Raw genomic sequence first — 18,385 nt, forward strand, 5'->3', positions numbered from 1 at the left:
CTTACCCCAGCAGGTAGACAACGGGGAACAACATCACCCAAACCAGATCGACCATGTGCCAGAATTGGGCACCGGCCTCGATATTGCGGGGATTGTCCCGCCATGCGACGACAAGAAGAATGGCAACCCCTGCCAAAACATGGGCGGCATGGAACCCGGTAAGAAGGTAATAGAACATAAAGAACGGGTGGGTTTCATAAGTGATCCCCTGCCCGGCCTTACCGGCATATTCCGCGCCCTTGATGGCAAGAAACACAACGCCCAAAACAGCGGCCCCGACCAGAGCGAGCCGCGCGGCACCGCGCTGCCCCGCCAGTCGCCATTGCAAGGCCAGCGCTGCCAAAAGGCCTGATGTGACCAGCACCAGCGTATTGAGCGCCGCCCCCGTTCGGTAAAGATGCGACTGCGCCTCGGCAAAACCCGCCGGATCGGTGAGGCGCACGCCCATGAAGGCGATCAGACCTGCCCCGAAAACCATCAGCTCGGATACGATCAGGACCCACATCAAAAGCTCGCCGGGCAGAGTGTCCGATGGGCTGCTTGTGCGGCTGGCGTCGCTCATGCGCCGACCAGTTGGCGATAGATCTGCGGCAAGGCCATGGTCAGACGATGCGGATCGGGGACAACGGCAAAGCCGCCCTGCCCGAACATACGCGGGAACCAGCTTTTGCCGGTCTTGTCGATCGTGACCCCAAAGACGGATTGCCCGCTGCGGCGGGCCTCGGCCACGGCCTGGCGCGTGTCCTCGATGCCGTGGCGACCTTCATAATGGTCTAGATCGTTGGGCTTGCCGTCGGTGATCACCAGCAACAGCCTGCGCTTGCGTGATTGGTCCGCCAGATCGGCCGAGCAATGGCGGATTGCAGCGCCCAGCCGGGTATAATGCCCGGGCCGCAGCGAAGCGATGCGCTGTTCGACAAGCGACCCCATCGGTTCATCAAACCGTTTGCAGCGCTGAACAAAGACCCGCTGGCGTTTCAGCGAACTGAACGCGTGGATCGCGAAGTCATCGCCGCAGGCATTCAGACCCCAGGCCAGCGCGGCCAGCGCCTCGCGTTCGATGTCGATCACCGCGCGGCCCGTGACGGCGCTTTCGGTCGAGCGGCTGGCATCCAAAAGGATGGAAACCGCCAGATCACGCGCCACGGGCCGGGACTGCATCCAGACCCGTTCATTGCCCTCGCCGCTGGCGCGGCGGTCGGTTTCGGCGCGCACGGCGGCTTCGATATCCAGTTGATCACCGTCCAGATGGCCTCGCGTCATCACCCGGCCGGGCCGCAGCGCCTCGAACTGGCGTTTGACGGCGCGGATGCGGCGGGCGGTTGCCGGGTCCTTGCCAAACTCGGCCGCGTCCGCGCGGATATCGGCATCCGACAACAGGACATTGACGTGATCGGGCAGGTATTGGCCGGTGCGCACATCCCATTCAGGATAGAGAATGCGGCCCGAAAGGCGCTCTCGGTTGACGTCTTCGGGTGCCAGATCAAGGTGCAGCTTCAACCGCGTCGGCGGTGCTTTTGATATCTGGCCCAGACCGATTTCGTTCTGGTCGTCTGCGGCCTTCTTGGCGTTGTCGGGATCATCGTCATCCACGCGGCGATTGAGGTTGAGAAACTCGGCCCAGCTGAGGATCGCTTCGAACTTGTGCAGGATGAAACTGTCATTGCGCTCGGCCTGATCAGACTTGCGGCGCCTTGCCCTGTGGGTTTTCTCGCTTGATTCTTCGGGCGGGCCTTCGGTTTCGGGGTTTTCGACCTCGTGATGTTCCGACTTTGATACGGCGCGCAATTCCGGCCAAAGCGGGACCGGGCGCAATGGCTGATATCCGCGCGGTGCATTCAGGTCATCGTCTGGCGACAAAAGCTGCCGGGCTCTTGCCGACAATGGGGCGGGATCACCCAGCATGTTGCGCACGACCTCTTCGACCGCGGCTTCGACCGGCGGCAGGTCGGGCAGGTCGCGCTGATGCAGCACGCCTTTGCACAGTTCGGAATATAACGGGCGCAGGCCCGGTGCATCATCCAGCGTTGCGGCCACCATGTCCCGCGCGGCTGACAAGGCACACAGATCGGCGCGAAGGGGGTCGGTCGCGTCGATCCGTGTGCCTGCATGGGCGGCGGCAGCAGCCAGCCAGACATAAAGGGCGCCGTTGGCCTCGCGGGCCGGGAAAACGGCCAAACTGTCCGGAAGGCGCAGAACCTCGCCGTCGTAAGATGCGCGCGGCGTCAGTTCCACTTCGGTGCCCAGCCGGCGGCGCCAGCTTAGACGGTGGTGCGAGACCTCGGGGGAAACCGGGCGCAATTCGACGCCCGGGTTTCCCCCCAGCCCGCGGAAAAGAACGGCCAACCGCCCAGCGACCTGCGACAGGTCGACCGCGGCTCCTTCGTGCACCTCTGGTGCATCCAGGCGGCTGGCAAGGGTGTGCCACAGTTTCCCGATCGTTTCTTCGGGTTCCCATGGCTCAAAATCGATCTTGACCATCGGCCGGCCTCACCCAAAGACGGCCGTAACAAGATCGAGGAGCCCGCGTTTGATATCCTCGTCATCTGTCAGAGGTTCGATCATGGCGGCAAGAATGGCGCGGTCGGTGGACATGCCCTGTGCGATCAGCGTCGCGGCATAAACAACCAGACGTGTGGAAACGCCTTCCTCAAGATCCTGACCCTTGAGCCCGCGCAGCTTGTTCGCCAGCCGGATCAGCGGCTTGCAGCGTTCCAGCGCCAGCCCGCTTTCCTGGGCGACCACTTCGGCCTCCATCTCAGGCGAAGGAAAGTCGAACTCCAGCGAGATGAACCGCTGCCGGGTCGAAGGTTTCAGGGTTTTCAGGATATTCTGGTAACCGGGGTTGTACGAGGCGACCAGCATAAAGCCGGGGGCGGCCTCAAGTTCCTCGCCCGTGCGGTCGATCGGCAGGATACGCCGGTCGTCGGTCAGCGGGTGCAAAACGACGGTCACGTCCTTGCGGGCCTCGACCACCTCATCAAGGTAACAGATCGCGCCTTCGCGCACCGCGCGGGTCAAGGGGCCATCGACCCAGACGGTTTCTCCGCCCTTCAGCAAATAGCGCCCGATCAGATCGGCGGCGGCAAGGTCGTCGTGACAGGCCACGGTATATAGCGGGCGGCCAAGGCTGGCGGCCATATGGGCCACAAAGCGGGTCTTGCCGCAGCCTGTCGGCCCTTTCAGCAGAACCGGCAGGTTGTTGGTATAGGCGGCGGCGAACACATCGCATTCGTCGCCCTGGGGCAGGTAGAAGGGGGCGTCAGCCGCCCCCGTTCCCAGATTCAAGGATCCATCCATGTCCATCACTCCGCAGGCGTTTCAGCAGCGCCGGGTTCAATGACCTCTTTCCGGGGTACCCAGATCGAGTAGATGAACAGCAGCGCGCCGATGACAACCACAAGACCCGCACCAAAGCGCATCCAGTAGAAGATCGAGATCTGGTCCTGCACATCCATGAAGTAGTCTCCGATCACGCGTTGCATATGCGTCTGGACAGTACCGCCGAAGGTCAGCACGAAGGTCATGAAGACCATGCCGCTGGTCATCAGCCAGAACGAACCCATGTTCAGCACCTGATTATACGGATCCCGGTTTTTCAGGATCGGCATGGCATAGGTGAAGATTGCCAGGTTGAGGCAGACATAGGCACCGTAAAAGGCCAGGTGACCGTGCGCCGCGGTGATCTGCGTGCCATGGGTATAATAGTTCACCCCGTGCAGCGTATGCAGAAAGCCCCAGACACCCGCGCCAAAGAAGGCAAGCGTGGCACAGCCCAGCGACCACAGCAGCGCGGCCTTGTTGGGGTGGTCCCGGCGGCCCTTCCAGACCATGACGAAGGCAAAGGCCATCATCGCAAAGAACGGGATCACTTCGAGGCTCGAGAAGATCGAACCGATCCACTGCCAGTACGCAGGCGTACCGATCCAGTAATAGTGGTGGCCCGTGCCAAGGATACCCGAGAACAACGCGGCGGCGACGATGACATAAAGCCATTTCTCGACCACCTCGCGGTCCACACCGGTCAGCTTGAGCATCAGGTAGGCCAGGATCGAGGCCATGATCAGTTCCCAGACGCCTTCGACCCACAGGTGGACAACATACCACCAGTATTGTTTGTCCAGTGCCAGGTTGCCCGGATTGTAGAAGGCAAACAGGAACAACAGCGCCAGACCCCACAGGCCCAACAGCAGGATGTTGGTGATCGCGGTCTTCTTGCCCTTCAGAACGGTCATCGACACGTTGTAAAGGAAGATCAGCGCGGCCACGACAATGCCCGCCTTGACCCATTTGGGTTGCTCAAGAAACTCGCGACCCTCTTTGCCCAGCAGCCAGTTGCCCTCGAACAGGTTGAACACATAGGTCACAACCACGCCCAGCGTTCCGACCACAAGGATCAGAAGCTGAAGATAGGCCAGCTTGGTCGAGTGGATCTCGCGTTCGGCCTCTTCCGGGATAAGGAAATACGCGGCACCGAAAAAGCCGAGAATCAGCCAGACAATCAACGCGTTGGTGTGCAGCATGCGCACGATGTTGAACGGCAGCAGCTCGCTCAGAAAGTTGGGCGATACATAGATCCAGCCGGCCAGCAGACCGCCGATCACCTGGATCGCAAACAAGCCCATGGCGACTGCAAAGTAGACATAGGCGATTTTTTGGGATTGGTATTTCATTGCTCCGTTTCCCTTCTCAGCCGGCCTCGTTGGGCGGCCAGTCCTGGGCGTCGATATTGTCCGTCCAGATCAGGAAGTTCGCCAGATCGCGGATTTCTTCGTCGCTGAGGTTGAAATTGGGCATCTGCCGACGACCGGGAATGCCGGTCGGTTGGGCCTCCATCCAGCCCTTGAGGGATTCAAAGGCTGATTCCGGGTCGTCCAGCACGCCCCAACGGGTCATCACGTTGCCGACTTCGGGTGCGTAGTAGGCCCCCTCACCAAGGATCGTGTGGCAGTTGATACAGGCGTGTTTTTCCCAGACATGCTTGCCCCGAACCACACTTTCATCGAGCTTCGCCGAGTTTTCGGAATTCACGATATACCAGTGGGAATGGGCCGACAGAGCCAGAAAGATAAGAATAAAGAACAGTGAACCGCCATAGAATATGTTGCGGGCCATGCTCTTGGTCATGACTTCGCGCATTGCGCTCTCCTTTGCGCCGCTTTGCTAGTGCGGGGATCATGACCCGGGGCGGGGCGTGCTGCCTTAACGAAAGTCAAGCCTGCCAAGGTTGTGGCGATTTCGACCCGCGTTCAGGCCGATTTCCTTTGAAACGCCTTCTGTCTGCCTGGAATCTTTGGCTGTTGCGCTTGGCTGGGGGCAAAACACGCGCTGAAGCGCACGCAGCTGGATGCCAGCCCCAAGCTGCGCCCAATCTGAATCGCGGCTGGCGCTTTGGGCTCGGGGTTGCCCGCGTGGGATCTTTTGGTGTCGCCGCAGCACCGGATGCTGGTTCGTTCGGCCATCGCCATGCGCATGTTCGACACGGCCGAGGCGTTGAAAAGCATCCCGCCCCTGGCGCGGGCGGAAATCTTTGGCCTGTTTCCTGAGCTGGCAAATTCCGGGCATATCCCTGCATCCGCGCGGCATATCCCGGCCAAGGGGCGTCAGATGCGCACCATGGTGGATCGCCATCTCAGGAACGAACGTCCGTTGATCGACGCCGTCTAGCGCCCGGTCACAGCCGCACTCAGGAACTGGACAGGCGTGGCCCGGCCAGCGCGGGCCACATGGCGAACAGGTATAACGTCAGGGCACAGATCCAGAACCCGTCGGCCAGCAGCATGACGGTCAGGTAGTGATCGCCAAGCCCCGATCCGACCCAGCGCAGAATTGCGGCCAAAGCCATGGCGCCATAGGCGATTGTAACGGGAAACGGGGCCACCAGGTCGCGGCCGCTGTGACCAAGCGCGGCGCGGCTCATGATGGCAAGGGTCATCCCTCCGACACAGCCGATGCCCAGCACGTGCAGGGCACCGATTTCGCTGCCAAAGCCCAGCAGCGATGCGCCCCACAACAGAAGGCCCAGCGCCAGCATGCCCATGCCGATGTGCAGGGCGATCAGTATCGGTTGCCGCAGCGCCCACCCCGACCGCCAACGCGACAGGCGCAGCACCTGCAACGCGCCCAGGATCAAAGCAACACCCCCGGCCACCGGTCCCGGACCCAAGGCCAGAACGGAAATCGGCAGAACAAGCGCGGTGATCATGCTGGCCTTGTCCAGCAGGGCCACAGAAACGGGCCAGCTTGATTCGGGGGCGCCCGCGCGTTTCATCGCGTTGCGGGTAAAGGCCGGTGTAACGCGACCGCCCAAAATTGCGATCATGGCGCACAGCGTGACCAGACCCGCACGCAGGCCGGTATCAAGCGTCGTGTCCGAAACCCCGATCCATTCCAGATGCGTCATGAGATTGGCGATCCAGATACAGCTGAGAAGCAGCAGAAAGACCATATTCTGAGGCTTTGGCCTCTTGATCAGCTGAGTCGCGATCTTGGCCGCCAGAATCGGAACGAACATCAGGTCGATCACCGCCACCAGCCAGGGGGCCAGGGCCATCGAGAACCACATGGCCGCCCGCCCCGCCAGCCAGAGAAAGGCGGCAAGCATAATGAAACGCGCGCGGGCATCCGGGGCGCCGGTCCAGTTTGGAACCGCAGTCAGAAAGAACCCGCCCAGCGCCGCAGTTGCATAACCAAAGATCATCTCGTGGGCGTGCCACATGGGCGGCGACATGGCGTAGGTCGGGTCGGAATAGGACAATGCGCCGGACTGCATCGCCAGCCAGACCCCCCAGGCCCCGCCAGCAAACAGGCCATAAAGGCCCGCCGACAGGAAAAAGACCCGAAACCCTTCGCTCAGGATACGCGTGATCATTGCCGACATCAGATCTCTCCGTGACGTTTGCGGTTGTTTTGGATGTCTACGCCCCGCAGCGGGCCGGGCCCTTAACAAAAATCAAGCCGGTGAAAAAAACATGACCTTCAAACACAGGATTTAGCGGGCAATATTTTGATAGAAAATGGCGCATCGGACAGGTTTTGCCGCCCCTCCGTTGACTTTTGTCAAGGCGGGTGGCCGCCTGCTGCCGCAGTCTCCGTGTTGCCTCACCACGCAAATGGAGAGTGATCATGTCACTTGGAATCAGCTACAATAAAACTGGCCGCGCCTTCGGGGTCGGTTTGGCAATGCTGCTAGGCAGCGTCGCCGCACCGGCCTTTGCCGAAGAGCCAACATTGAGCGACGAAGCCTTTGAGGCGTCGAAGCAGCTCTATTTTGAGCAATGCGCAGGCTGCCACGGTGTTCTGCGCAAAGGCGCCACCGGTAAGAACCTTGAACCCCACTGGAAGAAAACCGCAGCCGACGGCACCGTGACCGAAGGCGGCACGCTGGCGCTTGGCCAGGAACGCCTTGAAAAGATTATCGCCTGGGGAACCGAAGGCGGTATGAACAACTTCTCGGACATCATGACCGAGCAGGAAATCAAGGATATGGCGACCTACATCATGATGGAGGCCCCCAAGCCGCCCGAGATGTCGCTGGAACAGATGAAAGCCACGCGCAAGGTCTATGTCGAAGAAGCCGACTATCCGACCGAGCCGCTGCATGGCCGCAACTGGGAAAACTTCTTTGTCGTCATCGAACGTGACGTAGGCAAGGTGGCGGTGATCGACGGCGACACCAAAGAGGTTCTGACCCATATCCCGACCGGGTATGCGGTGCACGTCCTGAAAGCCTCGGAACACCATTCGCTGGAAGAACCGGAACAGCCCGGCCGCTTCTGGTACACAATGGGCCGCGACGGCAAGATGACCAAGATCGACCTCTGGCAGACGCCGGACAAGATGTTGGTTTCCGAAGTCAAGATTGCCTATGACGCCCGCGACGTCGCGGTGTCCGGCGACGGTAAATACGTCATCGGTGGTGGTTACTGGCCGCCGCATTTCGCAATCGTCGACGCGCAGACCATGGAACCGCTCAAGGTCGTATCGACCCGCGGCGTGAACGTGGACGGCGAGTATGTCGAAGAGGCCCGCGTGGCCGCGATCTACACCACTCCGAACGAGCCGACCTGGATCGTTGCGATCAAAGAACTGGGCCAGCTGTGGCAGGTTGACTATACCGACCTGGACAATCTGAGCATCGACAAGATCGACAGCGCCAAGTTCCTGCACGACGGGTTCTTTGACCCGACAGGCCGGTTTTTCCAGATCGCTGCGAACGCATCGAACAAGATGGTGGTTGTCGACACCGAAACCCACAAGCTGGAAGCGATGATCGACACCGCAGCCCTGCCGCACCCCGGACCGGGCGCCAACTGGAACGATCCGAATTGCGGCCCGGTTGCCGGTACAACCCACCTGGGCGTTGGCACAGTGACCGTTTGGGGCAACGACCCCGAAGGCCACCCGGATCAGGCCTGGAAAACCTGCTACGAAGTGGAAACCGACGGCCCCGGCCTGTTTGTCCGCACCCACCCGAACTCGGATTACATCTGGGCTGACCAGACCAAACACCCCGAGCCGGAAGTGCAGCAATCGGTTCAGGTCATCTCGAAAGAGACCGGCGAGATCGTGAAAACGATCCAGATCACCGAAGAGGAAGGCAACGCCGCCGTCCACTTTGAGTTCAACGCCGACGGCACCGAGGTCTGGGTATCCAAGTGGAACCTGGCGGACTCGAAAGAGCCCAACGGCGAGATCGTGATCTTCGACGCCAAGACGCTGGAAGAAATTGGCCGCATCGAAGGGCTGTATGCCCCGACCGGCAAGTTCAACGTCTACAACCGCTCGAACCACGTCACCTGACGGGATCGCAAGCACTATCGGAAAGGGCGGGCCCCTCGCCCGCCCTTTCCTCGTTTGATCAAACAGCCAAATTCACCGGCCTGCCAACCAAGGCCAGACAAGACAGCCATAACGGAGCCCGGATATGACCTCGGAACCGGAAAAGAAAAAACCGATCTGGCGCCGGTATTTCCTGTGGGGAATGCCAGTGGCCGGTATTGCCGCGGCCTTTGTCGCCGGCATCATCTTCTGGGGCGGGTTCAACACCGCCATGGAAGCCACGAATACCAAGGATTTCTGCATTTCATGCCACGAAATGCGCGATTTTGTTTATGAGGAATATGCCGGCACGATCCATGACGTGAACCGGTCCGGCGTGGGGGCGGTCTGTTCTGACTGCCACGTTCCCAAGGACTGGACACATAAGATCATCCGCAAGATCAAGGCCTCGAAAGAGCTGTACGGCAAGGTGGTCGGCACGATCAACACGCCTGAAAAATTCGAAGCCAAGCGCATTCATCTGGCGATGAACGAATGGGAGCGGATGAAGGCGACCGACTCGCGCGAATGCCGCAACTGTCACGATTTTGAATCGATGATGCCCGAGTTTCAGCGCCCCCGCGCCCGTCAGCAGCACCTGAACGCGATGGAGACCGGCCAGACCTGTATCGATTGCCACAAGGGTATCGCGCACTCGAACATCCGCGACCGGGCGACCGATGAGTATCTTGAGGAGCTGGAAGCGCCGAACCCGGACTTCATCCGCCCGATTCCGCCCGAATACCTGGCAAGCCTGGCACGGATCGAAGCCGAAGAGGCCGCCGAAGCCGAAGCCGAGAAAGCCGCCAAAAAAGCCCAGCAAGAGGCCGTGCAGGCCCAGATTGCCGCCGCGGTCGATGCCGCAGTGGCCGAAGAGCGGGCCAAGGCAAACGGTGAAGAAGCCGCAGCCCCGGCAGCAGTCGGTGGCAGCGATGTCGCCAGCAATGTCGATTGGAACGCTGTGGCCGGTTCGGACCTGAAACTGTTCTACCCCGGTCAGGCCTCGTTCGAATGGGTACAGAACGGCAAGTACCACGGCGGCGCACGCCCGTTGACCAAAGGTGGCGATGAGTGCTCGACCTGTCACGCCAAGGAACTGGATGCGATCGGCAACAAGATCGTCGCAGGCGGAGAGCTGGAACCCACACCGATCCCCGGCAAGCGCGGCGTGATCGACGCGACCGTGCAGGCCGCCCATGATGACGAGAACCTGTATGTCCGTCTGCAATGGCCGGATGCGGGCCACAGCCCTGCACCCTTTGTCGAGGGCGGCAAGATGGACCCCGACAACCAGATCAAGGTTGCCATGATGATCACGGGCACCGGGATCGAGATGGGCGACCAGGTTGGGTGCTGGTCATCCTGCCACGCCGACAACACCTATATGCCCTTTGCACCGGAAGCGGATGCGATTGCAGGTAATGGTGACGTGGCAGGCCGCCTGGCCACACAGGACACAGTGACCAAATATATCAGCGAAAGCCGCACCGAAGTCGAAGTCAAAGGTCGCCGCGGCAAGGCCCTGGGTGGCTGGGACAAGCTGAAAGCCGAGGAAGAGATCGCGCAATACCTTGAGGACGGCACCTATCTTGACCTGATGCGTGTCTATGCCGATGGCAGCGCGACCAATGGCTATCTGCTGGAACAGCGCGTGGTCAATGACGGCGAAATCGCCGCCTCGGCCAGCCTTGATGGCGGGATCTGGACCGTGGTCTTCTCGCGCCCGCTGAATTCCGGCGCGCCCGGCGACGTGCCGCTGGAGGCGGGTCAGACCTATACGGTCGGCTTTGCCATCCACGATGACTTTGCCGCCGCGCGGTTCCACCACGTGACGCTGAATACCAGCCTGGCGCTGGATGATGACGCGGCTTTCATCAACGTGGTGAAACAATAACCTAGAAGGGGCCGGATGATCCGGCCCCTTTTCCATCTGGACAGGAGACATGGACAATGACCCCCAGCCGCCTTCTTCCTGCGTTGCTGTTGCTGGCCGCACCGGCCTGGGCCGATGAAACCGCCGAAATCTGCGCCGAGGCCGAGCAACGCTATGTCGATTTGTTCGGTCAGCCCTCATCGGCGGTCGAGGATGCCGAGGTGGTGCTGATGTACAAGTACAACTTCTGCCCTGGCGAGCTGACCGTCAAAACCGGAACCACCGTGCGCTGGGTGAACGTGGACAAACGCACCAGCCATTCCGTTCTGCTGAAAGACGGCAGCGAACCGGAAAGCGACCGGCTTTTCCCCGAAGAATCGGTCGACCTGACCTTTCTCACCCCCGGCCCGCAGGAATATCTGTGCGGCCCGCATTGGGAAACGCAGAACATGATCGGAATGATCACCGTCGAACCCTGAGCCGAGGCAGCACTACAGGCAAGTTCAAAGGAGCGCGGGCGCAAATCCCGCGCTCCTTAACTTATGTCAAGGAGGTCTGTTTCCAAATCCGCCAATCTGCCCGCATGACACGCCCGGCACACCCAGCAACGTCCCCGACCGATATGTGGCACCTGCCGGAAAACCGGGCTCGGAAGACATTCAGACCAAGCGAGATTGCACATGAGCGGTAAGGTTTTTCTGATTGGTGCCGGCCCCGGCAACCCCGAGCTGATGACCCTGCGCGCCCTGCGGATGCTGCAAGACGCCGATGTGGTGGTCTATGACCGGCTGGTCTCGGACGAGATCCTGGCCATGCACGCAGACGGCGCCCGGCTGATCCCCGTCGGCAAGGCCCCCAAATGCCACACCGTCCCGCAGGACAGGATCAACGAAATACTGCTGGAAGAGGCCCGCGCCGGTCACACCGTCGCCCGCCTGAAAGGCGGCGATCCGATGATCTTTGGCCGCGGCTCGGAAGAGGCCGCTTACCTGACCGCCCACGGCATTGCCGTTGAATACGCGCCGGGCATCACCGCCGCGCAGGGGGCGTCGTGTTCCACCGGCGTGCCGCTGACCCATCGCGGGCTTGCGACCTCGGTCCAGTATGTCACCGGGCATCGGCAGGCCGACAAGGTGCTGGATCTGGACTGGAAGCGTCTGGCCGATCCGGACACGACACTTGTGGTTTACATGGGCGTCGCCAATATCGGGCAGATCGCCATGGGGCTGATGACCGAGAACCTGCCCGGCTCGACCCCTGTTCTGGCCGTGGGCAAGGCCACCACCCCCGACGAGCGCCGCCTGGTATCCCGGCTGGACCGTCTGGCGGCAGATGTGCGTGAGGCCGACCTGAAGGCCCCCACCCTGTTCATCATCGGCAAGGTCGTCTCGCTTTATGCAGAACGGCCCGTGGACCAGATACTGGAGCAGGCCCATGGCTAGTCTGGCGCACAGGCAACTGGGGCTGCGCAGTGCAAGCCCGACCGCTGGTGCGGGCTGGGCTGCGCGCACGGTTCTGACCACGGCCGTGCTTGTTGCCACCTCGGCCTTTGCCGCCGACACCCTGGACCCCAATGCGCTGAAACGTCTGGTGCACCAGGATTGCGGCTCGTGTCACGGGTTGTCCCTGAAAGGCGGGCTTGGCCCGGACCTGCGCGCCGAAACCCTGGAACACTATGATCCCGAGGTTCTGACCGGCGTCATCCTCGATGGCATCCCCGATACTGCGATGCCCCCCTGGCGGCCACTTATTTCGGAAGAAGAGGCCGAATGGATCGCCCGCTACCTTCTGGACACGGAGGCACGATGAAACAGCTTGTCCTTGGCCTTGCAGCCGGTTTGATGATGACAACCGCGCAGGCAGAACCCACCGCCACCGGCGACCTCGGGCTGGTGATCGAACGCGCGCAAGGCTCGGTCCTGCTGGTCGATCAATCCGACCGCGCAGCATTGGCGCGGATCGAAGGCCTGGGTGATCTGTCCCACGCCTCGTTGGTCTATTCCCCGGACGAACGCTTTGCCTATGTCTTTGGCCGCGATGGCGGGCTGACCAAGGTCGATATCGTCACCCGCGCGGTCGTGAACCGCGTCGTGCAGGCGGGCAACGCCATTGGCGGCGCGATCTCGGATGATGGCAGGCTGGTGGCCGTGTCGAACTATGAACCCGGCGGTGTGCGCGTCTTTGATGCGGATACGCTTGAGATGGTGGCCGACATCCCGACCGACAGCAAAACCATCGGTCTGGTCGACGCGCCGGGCCGCCGGTTTGTCTTTACCATGTGGGACACGGGCGAGACCTGGATTGCCGATTTCGCCAAGGGCAACCCCGCGATCACCAAGATCACCGACATGGGCAAAAACCCCTATGACGCGCTGATCACCGCCAATGGCCGGACCTATATCACCGGGCTGTTCGGCGAAGACGGCCTGACCGCGCTGGACCTGTGGGCCGAGACGCCCGAACCGATCCGCGTGCTGCCCGATTACGGGCGCGGCCAGGAGGAAATGCCGGTCTACAAAATGCCCCACCTCGAAGGCTGGGCCCTGACGGGGCGCGAATTCGTCCTGCCGGCCGTTGGTCATCACGAGGTTCTGTGGATCGACGCCGACACGCTGACCGAAACCGGGCGCACCAAAACCCATGGCCAGCCTGTCTTTGCCATGGCGCGGCCGGATGGGCGGCAGGTCTGGGTGAACTTTGCGCACCCGCTGAACGACACCATTCAGGTCATTGATTCAGTGACCAAGGACATCATCCACGAGTTCAAACCCGGCCCGGCGGTCCTGCATATGGAGTTCACACCCCGCGGCCATGAGGTCTGGATCAGCGTGCGCGACGCCAACAAGGTCATGGTCTACGACACGCAGACATTCGAAAAGCTGCGCGAAATCGAGGCGGACAGCCCCTCGGGCATCTTTTTCACCGCCCGCGCGCACAGAACGGGGCTATGACCATGTGCCATATTACCGACCCGATCGACCGTGCCCTGCTGGACGACTGGCAGCGCGATTTTCCCGTAACAGAGCGCCCGTTTCAGGTCCTGGCCTACGTTCTGGGGCTGACCGAAGATGAGGTCATTGACCGGCTGGCCCGTATGCGCGCCGCCGGGCGGATCACGCGCGTTGGCGCAACGATCGCGCCCGGCACCGTGTCGGCCAGCACCCTGGCCGCCGTCGCGGCCCCCGAGGATCAGATTGAAGACGTGGCGGCGATCATCGATTCCGAACCGGGCGTCAACCACAACTATCAGCGCGAAGATCAATGGAACCTGTGGTTCGTGGCCACCGGCCCGGACCGCGCCCACGTGGACGAAACGCTGGATCGAATAAGCGCGCGGACCGGTCTGCGCGTTCTGGACCTGCGCCTGGTCCGGCCTTTCAATGTTGATCTGGGCTTTCGCATGTCCGGTCATTCGCGAACCGTTCCGGGCGCGCGGACGGTGGACAAAACCGCCATGCAGCCGGGCGACCGCGATCTTTTGCAGGCGCTCAGCTGCGGGCTGCCTCTTGTGGCCGATCCCTTTGCCGCGCTGGCCCGGTCGCTGGACCGGACGGCCCAGCAGGTGATGGCGCGGATTGAGGTCCTGATCGGCGCGGGCATCATCTCGCGCTTGGGGGTCATCGTACGCCACCGCGCGCTTGGGTGGTCTGCCAATGCAATGGTCGTCTGGGACCTGCCGGCAGAGCAAGTCGGCCGCGCAGGGCCTGCCCTGGCGGAACATCCCGGCGTGACGCTGTGCTATGAACGGCGCCCTGTTCCCGGCACCTGGCCCTATCGGCTGTACTCGATGATCCACGCCCGGTCCCGGAACGAGGCCGGAAATGTGCTTGCAGGTGCCGTTGCCCTGCCGGACCTGGCCGGGGCACGGCACAAGGTCCTGTTTTCAACGCGCTGTTTCAAACAGACCGGCGCACTGATCAAACCCAAGGAGGTTGCGGCATGACCCCGATGGACAAAACTGACCGCGCCATTCTGAACCGGATGCAAGAAGACCTGCCTTTGACGGCGCATCCTTTCGCCATCGTGGCCGACGAACTTGGGATATCCGAAAGCGACCTGCTGGTCCGCCTGCAACGGATGAAGACAGACCGGGTGGTCACCCGGTTCGGCCCGTTTTTCGATGCCGCCGCAATGGGCGGCGCCTTTTGCCTGTGCGCGATGGCCGTGCCCGAATGTGATTTCGAAACCGTCCTGACCAAAGTCAATGCGCACCCTGAGGTCGCGCATAATTATGAACGCACGCACCGGCTGAACATGTGGTTTGTTCTGGCAACCGAAACGCCTGAAGGCATTGCAGCCGCAGCTGATGCGATCGAAGGGGAAACCGGGTTCAAAGTCTGGCAATTCCCCAAATTGCAAGAGTTCTTCATCGGTTTCCGGGTGGCGGCATGATCAACGCAACGGACAGAAAGATCATTCAGGCGCTTCAGGGGGGATTGCCCCTGGTGCCCGCGCCTTTTGCCGCCGTGGCATCCGAATTGGGTATGGATGAAGACCTGCTGATGTATCATCTGGCCGAGATGAAGGCGCGCGGCGTGATCCGCCGCATTGCCGCCGCACCCAACCATTACAAGCTGGGCATGACGTCCAACGGGATGACCGTGTGGGATGTTGCAGACAACAGGGTCACCGAATTGGGCGCATTGGTAGGTGCCCTGCCTTTTGTCACCCATTGCTATGAACGACCCCGCGCCCTGCCCGACTGGCCCTATAACCTGTTCGCCATGGTTCATGGCGCGGACCGGGACGAAGTCGAAGACAAGCGCGCCGAGATCACCGCCATCCTGGGTGATGCCTGCCACGCCAAGGACATCCTCTATTCCACCCGCATCCTGAAAAAGACCGGGCTGCGCCTGAAAGCGAAAGGCTGAGATATGTTCCGCCTGACCGAGTACATGCAGCAACTGGTCAATCCGACCCCGGTTCGCAAACGCCGACCCGGCCCGGTGAAACCGGTTGTGATCTGGAACCTGACACGCCGCTGCAATCTGAAATGCCGCCATTGCTATACCGTTTCGGCGGATGTGGCGTTCCCCGGCGAGCTCAGCCATGAGCAAGCCATGGTCACCCTTGAGGATCTGGGCCAATTTCGCGTCCCGGCCCTGATCCTCTCGGGTGGGGAGCCGCTTGATCGGTTCGATTTCTTCGACATCGCCAACCGTGCGCGCAAGCTGGTGCCAATGCTGGCGCTGTCGACCAATGGCACGCGGATTTACGACGAAACCGCCGACATGATTGCCGATGTGGGGTTCAACTATGTCGGCATCTCGCTGGATGGGATTGGCGCTACGAATGACTGGTTCCGTGGCGTCGAGGGCGCCTTTGCCGATGCCCTGCGCGGGGTGCGCGAATGCAAGAAACGCGGTATCAAGGTTGGCCTGCGCTTTTGTCTGACCGAAGGCACGCAGCATCATCTGCCAGACCTGCTGCAGTTGTGCGACGACGAAGGCGTCGACAAGTTCTACCTGTCTCACCTCGTCTATGCCGGACGCGGCGACAAGAACCGGGGCGAGGATGCAGAACACCTGCGTACGCGCAAGGGGCTGGACCTGCTGCTGGACCGTGCCTGGGAGGCAGCCTCGGGCGGGCGTCCACTGGACATCGTGACCGGCAATAACGACGCCGACGCAGGGTATTTCCTGAACTGGGTCCGGGCGCATTTCGATGCCGGCAAAACAGCGCATGTGCGCGAGCATCTGGCCGCCTGGGGTGGCAATTCCAGCGGGTTGGGCGTGGCCAATATCGACAATCTGGGCCGGGTGCATCCCGACACCTATTGGTCGGATTACACGGTCGGAAATGTAAAGACCAAATCCTTTTCCGAGCTTTGGACGAGTGACGACCAGATGCTGGCCATGCTGCGCACCCGTCCGCGCCCGTTGAAAGGGCGCTGCGGGGCCTGCCAGTTGAAAGACGTCTGTGGCGGCAACACACGTATCCGGGCGTTGCAACTGACCGGTGATCCCTGGGCCGAAGACCCGGCCTGTTACCTGTCAAACGAAGAAATCGGCGTGGAGGGCGCGGGTGAGCGTCTGCAAGTCACACCGTTCAGGGGAAAAAGCCATGATCCGGCGCATCAGTTCTTTTGAGACCATCCGCACCGAGCCCTTTTGTGCTGTGCCTTTGACGAAGGGGGACGCCTCCGGCGGGAGTATTTTTGAAAAGATGAAAGTGGGCGTGTTGTGCTGGGTCCTGAGCGTTGGCGCGGCCCTTGCCGATGCGCCGTCGGATTACGCCGAGCACTGCGCCTCGTGCCATGGCGAGAACCGTTTGGGCGGGGTTGGTCCTGCGCTGATCCCGGAGACCTTGAAGCGGATGCGCGGGCCGCGCGTGGCTGCGGTGATTGCCGAGGGGCGCACCGCGACGCAGATGCCGGCCTTTTCGCATGAATTGGATGCCTTGCAGATTGAAGAGTTGGCGGGTTGGCTGAAGTCGCCGCTGGAGACCGACCCGGAATGGGGCGAGGCCGAGATCATGGCCAGCCGCACGCTGGATGAGGATTACGTTCCGGTCGATGCGCCGGTCTGGACGAGCGATCCGATGAACATCACGTTGGCCGTTGAGACCGGCGATCACCATGTCAGCGTTCTGGATGGTGATACGTTCGACATTCTGGACCGGTTCGAGACACCCTTTGCCGTGCATGGCGGGCCGAAATTCAGCCCCGATGGGCGCTATGTGTTTATCATGTCGCGCGATGGCTGGGTGCAGAAATATGACATCTGGGCGCTGCAGCAGGTGGGTCGGGTCCGCGCGGGCCTGAACAGCCGCAACATCGCCATGTCGGGTGATGGCAAATGGGTGGCAGTGGCGAATTACCTTCCCAATTCGCTGACCTTGTTGTCGACCGCCGATTTGTCGGTGGCAAAGGTCATCGACGTTCGGGGCAAGACCGGCGATCCCAGTCGGGTTTCTGCCGTATACCAGGCCCCGCCGCGCGAAAGCTTTGTGCTGGCCCTGAAAGACGTTCCCGAGATCTGGGAGGTGTTTTATGGCGACAACCCTCCGCAATCCGGTCTGGGCCATGATTTCCGTATCGAGGGTCAGTTCAAGAATCCAGACCCGTTTCCGGTGCGCAAGATCACCACGCCAGATTACCTGGACGATTTCTTTTTTGACCAGAGCTATGAATACGTCATGGGGGCGTCCCGCGGTGGCGAGGGCGGTCAGGTCATTGATCTGGTCATCGGTCAGAAAATGGCTGATCTGGACCTGCCCGGAATGCCTCATCTGGGTTCGGGGATCACATGGCGGCATGGCGACACAACGGTCATGGCCACGCCGCACCTGACCGATGGCACCGTATCGGTAATCGACATGGAAAGTTGGGAGACCGTCAAGCGGATCAAGACGGAAGGGCCGGGATTTTTCATGCGCAGCCATGAAAACTCGCCTTACGTCTGGGCCGATGTGTTCTTTGGCCCCAACAAGGACGCGATGCATGTGATCGACAAGCAAAGCCTTGAAATCGTAAAAACCCTGCGCCCGGCGCCCGGCAAAACGGTGGCCCATGTGGAATTCACCAAGGATGGCAGTCACGCGCTGGTTTCGATCTGGGAGGATGACGGCGCCGTGATTGTCTATGACGCGCAGACGCTGGAAGAGGTCCGCCGCCTGCCGATGCGCAAACCTTCGGGGAAATACAATGTCTGGAACAAGATCACCTTCTCGGAAGGCACCAGCCACTGACGG

General features: G+C 61.3%; 18 protein-coding genes. 12 read left to right on the plus strand and 6 right to left on the minus strand.

Annotation, left to right across the window (positions count from 1 at the left end; all coding sequences use genetic code 11):
- Position 1: 1 nt before the first annotated feature.
- The 5 genes from ACXAG8_RS06885 to ACXAG8_RS06905 are packed head-to-tail and all read right to left on the minus strand — an operon-like array spanning position 2 to position 5,139.
- The gene (locus ACXAG8_RS06885) at positions 2–562 is read right to left on the minus strand and encodes a cytochrome c oxidase subunit 3 (RefSeq protein ID WP_475223047.1); all 561 of its coding nucleotides are present in this window, start codon (positions 560–562) and stop codon (positions 2–4) included.
- Positions 559–2,481 (minus strand): nitric oxide reductase activation protein NorD, encoded by a 1,923-nt coding sequence (locus ACXAG8_RS06890; protein WP_475223048.1) that lies wholly within the window; start codon positions 2,479–2,481, stop codon positions 559–561. Before ACXAG8_RS06890 ends, ACXAG8_RS06885 begins: the two co-directional genes overlap by 4 nt.
- A 9-nt stretch (positions 2,482–2,490) precedes the next feature.
- On the minus strand, positions 2,491–3,300 hold the full coding sequence (locus ACXAG8_RS06895; protein ID WP_475223049.1) for an AAA family ATPase: 810 nt from the start codon (positions 3,298–3,300) through the stop codon (positions 2,491–2,493).
- Positions 3,301–3,305: 5 nt separating this feature from the next.
- The gene (locus ACXAG8_RS06900) at positions 3,306–4,673 is read right to left on the minus strand and encodes a cbb3-type cytochrome c oxidase subunit I (protein ID WP_475223050.1); all 1,368 of its coding nucleotides are present in this window, start codon (positions 4,671–4,673) and stop codon (positions 3,306–3,308) included.
- A 16-nt stretch (positions 4,674–4,689) separates the two neighbouring features.
- Positions 4,690–5,139 (minus strand): c-type cytochrome, encoded by a 450-nt coding sequence (locus ACXAG8_RS06905; protein ID WP_475223051.1) that lies wholly within the window; start codon positions 5,137–5,139, stop codon positions 4,690–4,692.
- 237 nt (positions 5,140–5,376) lie between these two features.
- On the opposite strand from ACXAG8_RS06905, the gene ACXAG8_RS06910 reads away from it, so the two are divergent.
- Positions 5,377–5,667 carry a Hint domain-containing protein gene (locus ACXAG8_RS06910; RefSeq protein WP_475223126.1) on the plus strand — a complete coding sequence of 97 codons (291 nt, stop codon included), beginning with the start codon at positions 5,377–5,379 and terminating at the stop codon, positions 5,665–5,667.
- Positions 5,668–5,686: 19 nt separating this feature from the next.
- Here the strand turns inward: ACXAG8_RS06910 and ACXAG8_RS06915 are convergent, their stop codons facing one another.
- Positions 5,687–6,880, minus strand: a complete 1,194-nt coding sequence (locus tag ACXAG8_RS06915; protein ID WP_475223052.1) for an NnrS family protein — start codon at positions 6,878–6,880, stop codon at positions 5,687–5,689.
- A 245-nt stretch (positions 6,881–7,125) separates the two neighbouring features.
- Here ACXAG8_RS06915 and ACXAG8_RS06920 point away from each other — a divergent pair, with 245 nt between their 5' ends.
- The 11 genes from ACXAG8_RS06920 to ACXAG8_RS06970 all read left to right on the plus strand — a co-directional run bounded on the left by ACXAG8_RS06920 (position 7,126) and on the right by ACXAG8_RS06970 (position 18,382).
- Complete coding sequence (locus tag ACXAG8_RS06920; protein WP_475223053.1) at positions 7,126–8,802, plus strand: cytochrome D1 domain-containing protein; 1,677 nt, start codon at positions 7,126–7,128, stop codon at positions 8,800–8,802.
- A 124-nt stretch (positions 8,803–8,926) separates the two neighbouring features.
- Complete coding sequence (locus ACXAG8_RS06925; protein ID WP_475223054.1) at positions 8,927–10,714, plus strand: NapC/NirT family cytochrome c; 1,788 nt, start codon at positions 8,927–8,929, stop codon at positions 10,712–10,714.
- Between the two features lie 56 nt (positions 10,715–10,770).
- Entirely contained in the window at positions 10,771–11,172 is a 402-nt protein-coding gene (locus ACXAG8_RS06930) for a cupredoxin domain-containing protein (protein ID WP_475223055.1), read from the plus strand.
- Positions 11,173–11,373: 201 nt separating this feature from the next.
- Entirely contained in the window at positions 11,374–12,135 is a 762-nt protein-coding gene (gene cobA / locus ACXAG8_RS06935; RefSeq protein ID WP_475223056.1) for a uroporphyrinogen-III C-methyltransferase, read from the plus strand.
- Complete coding sequence (locus tag ACXAG8_RS06940; protein WP_475223057.1) at positions 12,128–12,502, plus strand: c-type cytochrome; 375 nt, start codon at positions 12,128–12,130, stop codon at positions 12,500–12,502. The genes cobA and ACXAG8_RS06940 overlap by 8 nt, the downstream gene beginning before the upstream one ends.
- A complete protein-coding gene (locus ACXAG8_RS06945) occupies positions 12,499–13,644 on the plus strand; it encodes a cytochrome D1 domain-containing protein (protein WP_475223058.1) in 1,146 nt (381 codons plus the stop codon). The genes ACXAG8_RS06940 and ACXAG8_RS06945 overlap by 4 nt, the downstream gene beginning before the upstream one ends.
- 2 nt (positions 13,645–13,646) lie before the next feature.
- Positions 13,647–14,636 carry a siroheme decarboxylase subunit beta gene (gene ahbB, locus ACXAG8_RS06950; RefSeq protein ID WP_475223127.1) on the plus strand — a complete coding sequence of 330 codons (990 nt, stop codon included), beginning with the start codon at positions 13,647–13,649 and terminating at the stop codon, positions 14,634–14,636.
- On the plus strand, positions 14,633–15,085 hold the full coding sequence (locus tag ACXAG8_RS06955; RefSeq protein WP_475223059.1) for an Lrp/AsnC family transcriptional regulator: 453 nt from the start codon (positions 14,633–14,635) through the stop codon (positions 15,083–15,085). The genes ahbB (ACXAG8_RS06950) and ACXAG8_RS06955 overlap by 4 nt, the downstream gene beginning before the upstream one ends.
- Positions 15,082–15,564 carry a siroheme decarboxylase subunit beta gene (ahbB, locus tag ACXAG8_RS06960; RefSeq protein ID WP_475223060.1) on the plus strand — a complete coding sequence of 161 codons (483 nt, stop codon included), beginning with the start codon at positions 15,082–15,084 and terminating at the stop codon, positions 15,562–15,564. Before ACXAG8_RS06955 ends, ahbB (ACXAG8_RS06960) begins: the two co-directional genes overlap by 4 nt.
- Before the next feature lie 3 nt (positions 15,565–15,567).
- Positions 15,568–16,782, plus strand: a complete 1,215-nt coding sequence (gene nirJ, locus ACXAG8_RS06965) for a heme d1 biosynthesis radical SAM protein NirJ (RefSeq protein WP_475223061.1) — start codon at positions 15,568–15,570, stop codon at positions 16,780–16,782.
- Positions 16,783–16,858: 76 nt separating this feature from the next.
- Positions 16,859–18,382: a cytochrome D1 domain-containing protein gene (locus tag ACXAG8_RS06970; protein ID WP_475223062.1), complete on the plus strand. Its 1,524-nt coding sequence runs from the start codon at positions 16,859–16,861 to the stop codon at positions 18,380–18,382.
- The last annotated feature ends 3 nt before the right edge of the window (positions 18,383–18,385 follow it).

The sequence above is a fragment of the Ruegeria sp. ABD4_443 genome (genome assembly GCF_056160865.1).

Coding starts and splice junctions, on each gene's coding strand:
- ACXAG8_RS06885 (WP_475223047.1), bottom strand. CDS start 562: ATGAGCGACGCCAGCCGCACAAGCAGCCCATCGGACACTCTGCCCGGC.
- ACXAG8_RS06890 (WP_475223048.1), bottom strand. CDS start 2,481: ATGGTCAAGATCGATTTTGAGCCATGGGAACCCGAAGAAACGATCGGG.
- ACXAG8_RS06895 (WP_475223049.1), bottom strand. CDS start 3,300: ATGGATGGATCCTTGAATCTGGGAACGGGGGCGGCTGACGCCCCCTTC.
- ACXAG8_RS06900 (WP_475223050.1), bottom strand. CDS start 4,673: ATGAAATACCAATCCCAAAAAATCGCCTATGTCTACTTTGCAGTCGCC.
- ACXAG8_RS06905 (WP_475223051.1), bottom strand. CDS start 5,139: ATGCGCGAAGTCATGACCAAGAGCATGGCCCGCAACATATTCTATGGC.
- ACXAG8_RS06915 (WP_475223052.1), bottom strand. CDS start 6,880: ATGTCGGCAATGATCACGCGTATCCTGAGCGAAGGGTTTCGGGTCTTT.
- ACXAG8_RS06920 (WP_475223053.1), top strand. CDS start 7,126: ATGTCACTTGGAATCAGCTACAATAAAACTGGCCGCGCCTTCGGGGTC.
- ACXAG8_RS06925 (WP_475223054.1), top strand. CDS start 8,927: ATGACCTCGGAACCGGAAAAGAAAAAACCGATCTGGCGCCGGTATTTC.
- ACXAG8_RS06930 (WP_475223055.1), top strand. CDS start 10,771: ATGACCCCCAGCCGCCTTCTTCCTGCGTTGCTGTTGCTGGCCGCACCG.
- cobA (WP_475223056.1), top strand. CDS start 11,374: ATGAGCGGTAAGGTTTTTCTGATTGGTGCCGGCCCCGGCAACCCCGAG.
- ACXAG8_RS06940 (WP_475223057.1), top strand. CDS start 12,128: ATGGCTAGTCTGGCGCACAGGCAACTGGGGCTGCGCAGTGCAAGCCCG.
- ACXAG8_RS06945 (WP_475223058.1), top strand. CDS start 12,499: ATGAAACAGCTTGTCCTTGGCCTTGCAGCCGGTTTGATGATGACAACC.
- ahbB (WP_475223127.1), top strand. CDS start 13,647: ATGTGCCATATTACCGACCCGATCGACCGTGCCCTGCTGGACGACTGG.
- ACXAG8_RS06955 (WP_475223059.1), top strand. CDS start 14,633: ATGACCCCGATGGACAAAACTGACCGCGCCATTCTGAACCGGATGCAA.
- ahbB (WP_475223060.1), top strand. CDS start 15,082: ATGATCAACGCAACGGACAGAAAGATCATTCAGGCGCTTCAGGGGGGA.
- nirJ (WP_475223061.1), top strand. CDS start 15,568: ATGTTCCGCCTGACCGAGTACATGCAGCAACTGGTCAATCCGACCCCG.
- ACXAG8_RS06970 (WP_475223062.1), top strand. CDS start 16,859: ATGAAAGTGGGCGTGTTGTGCTGGGTCCTGAGCGTTGGCGCGGCCCTT.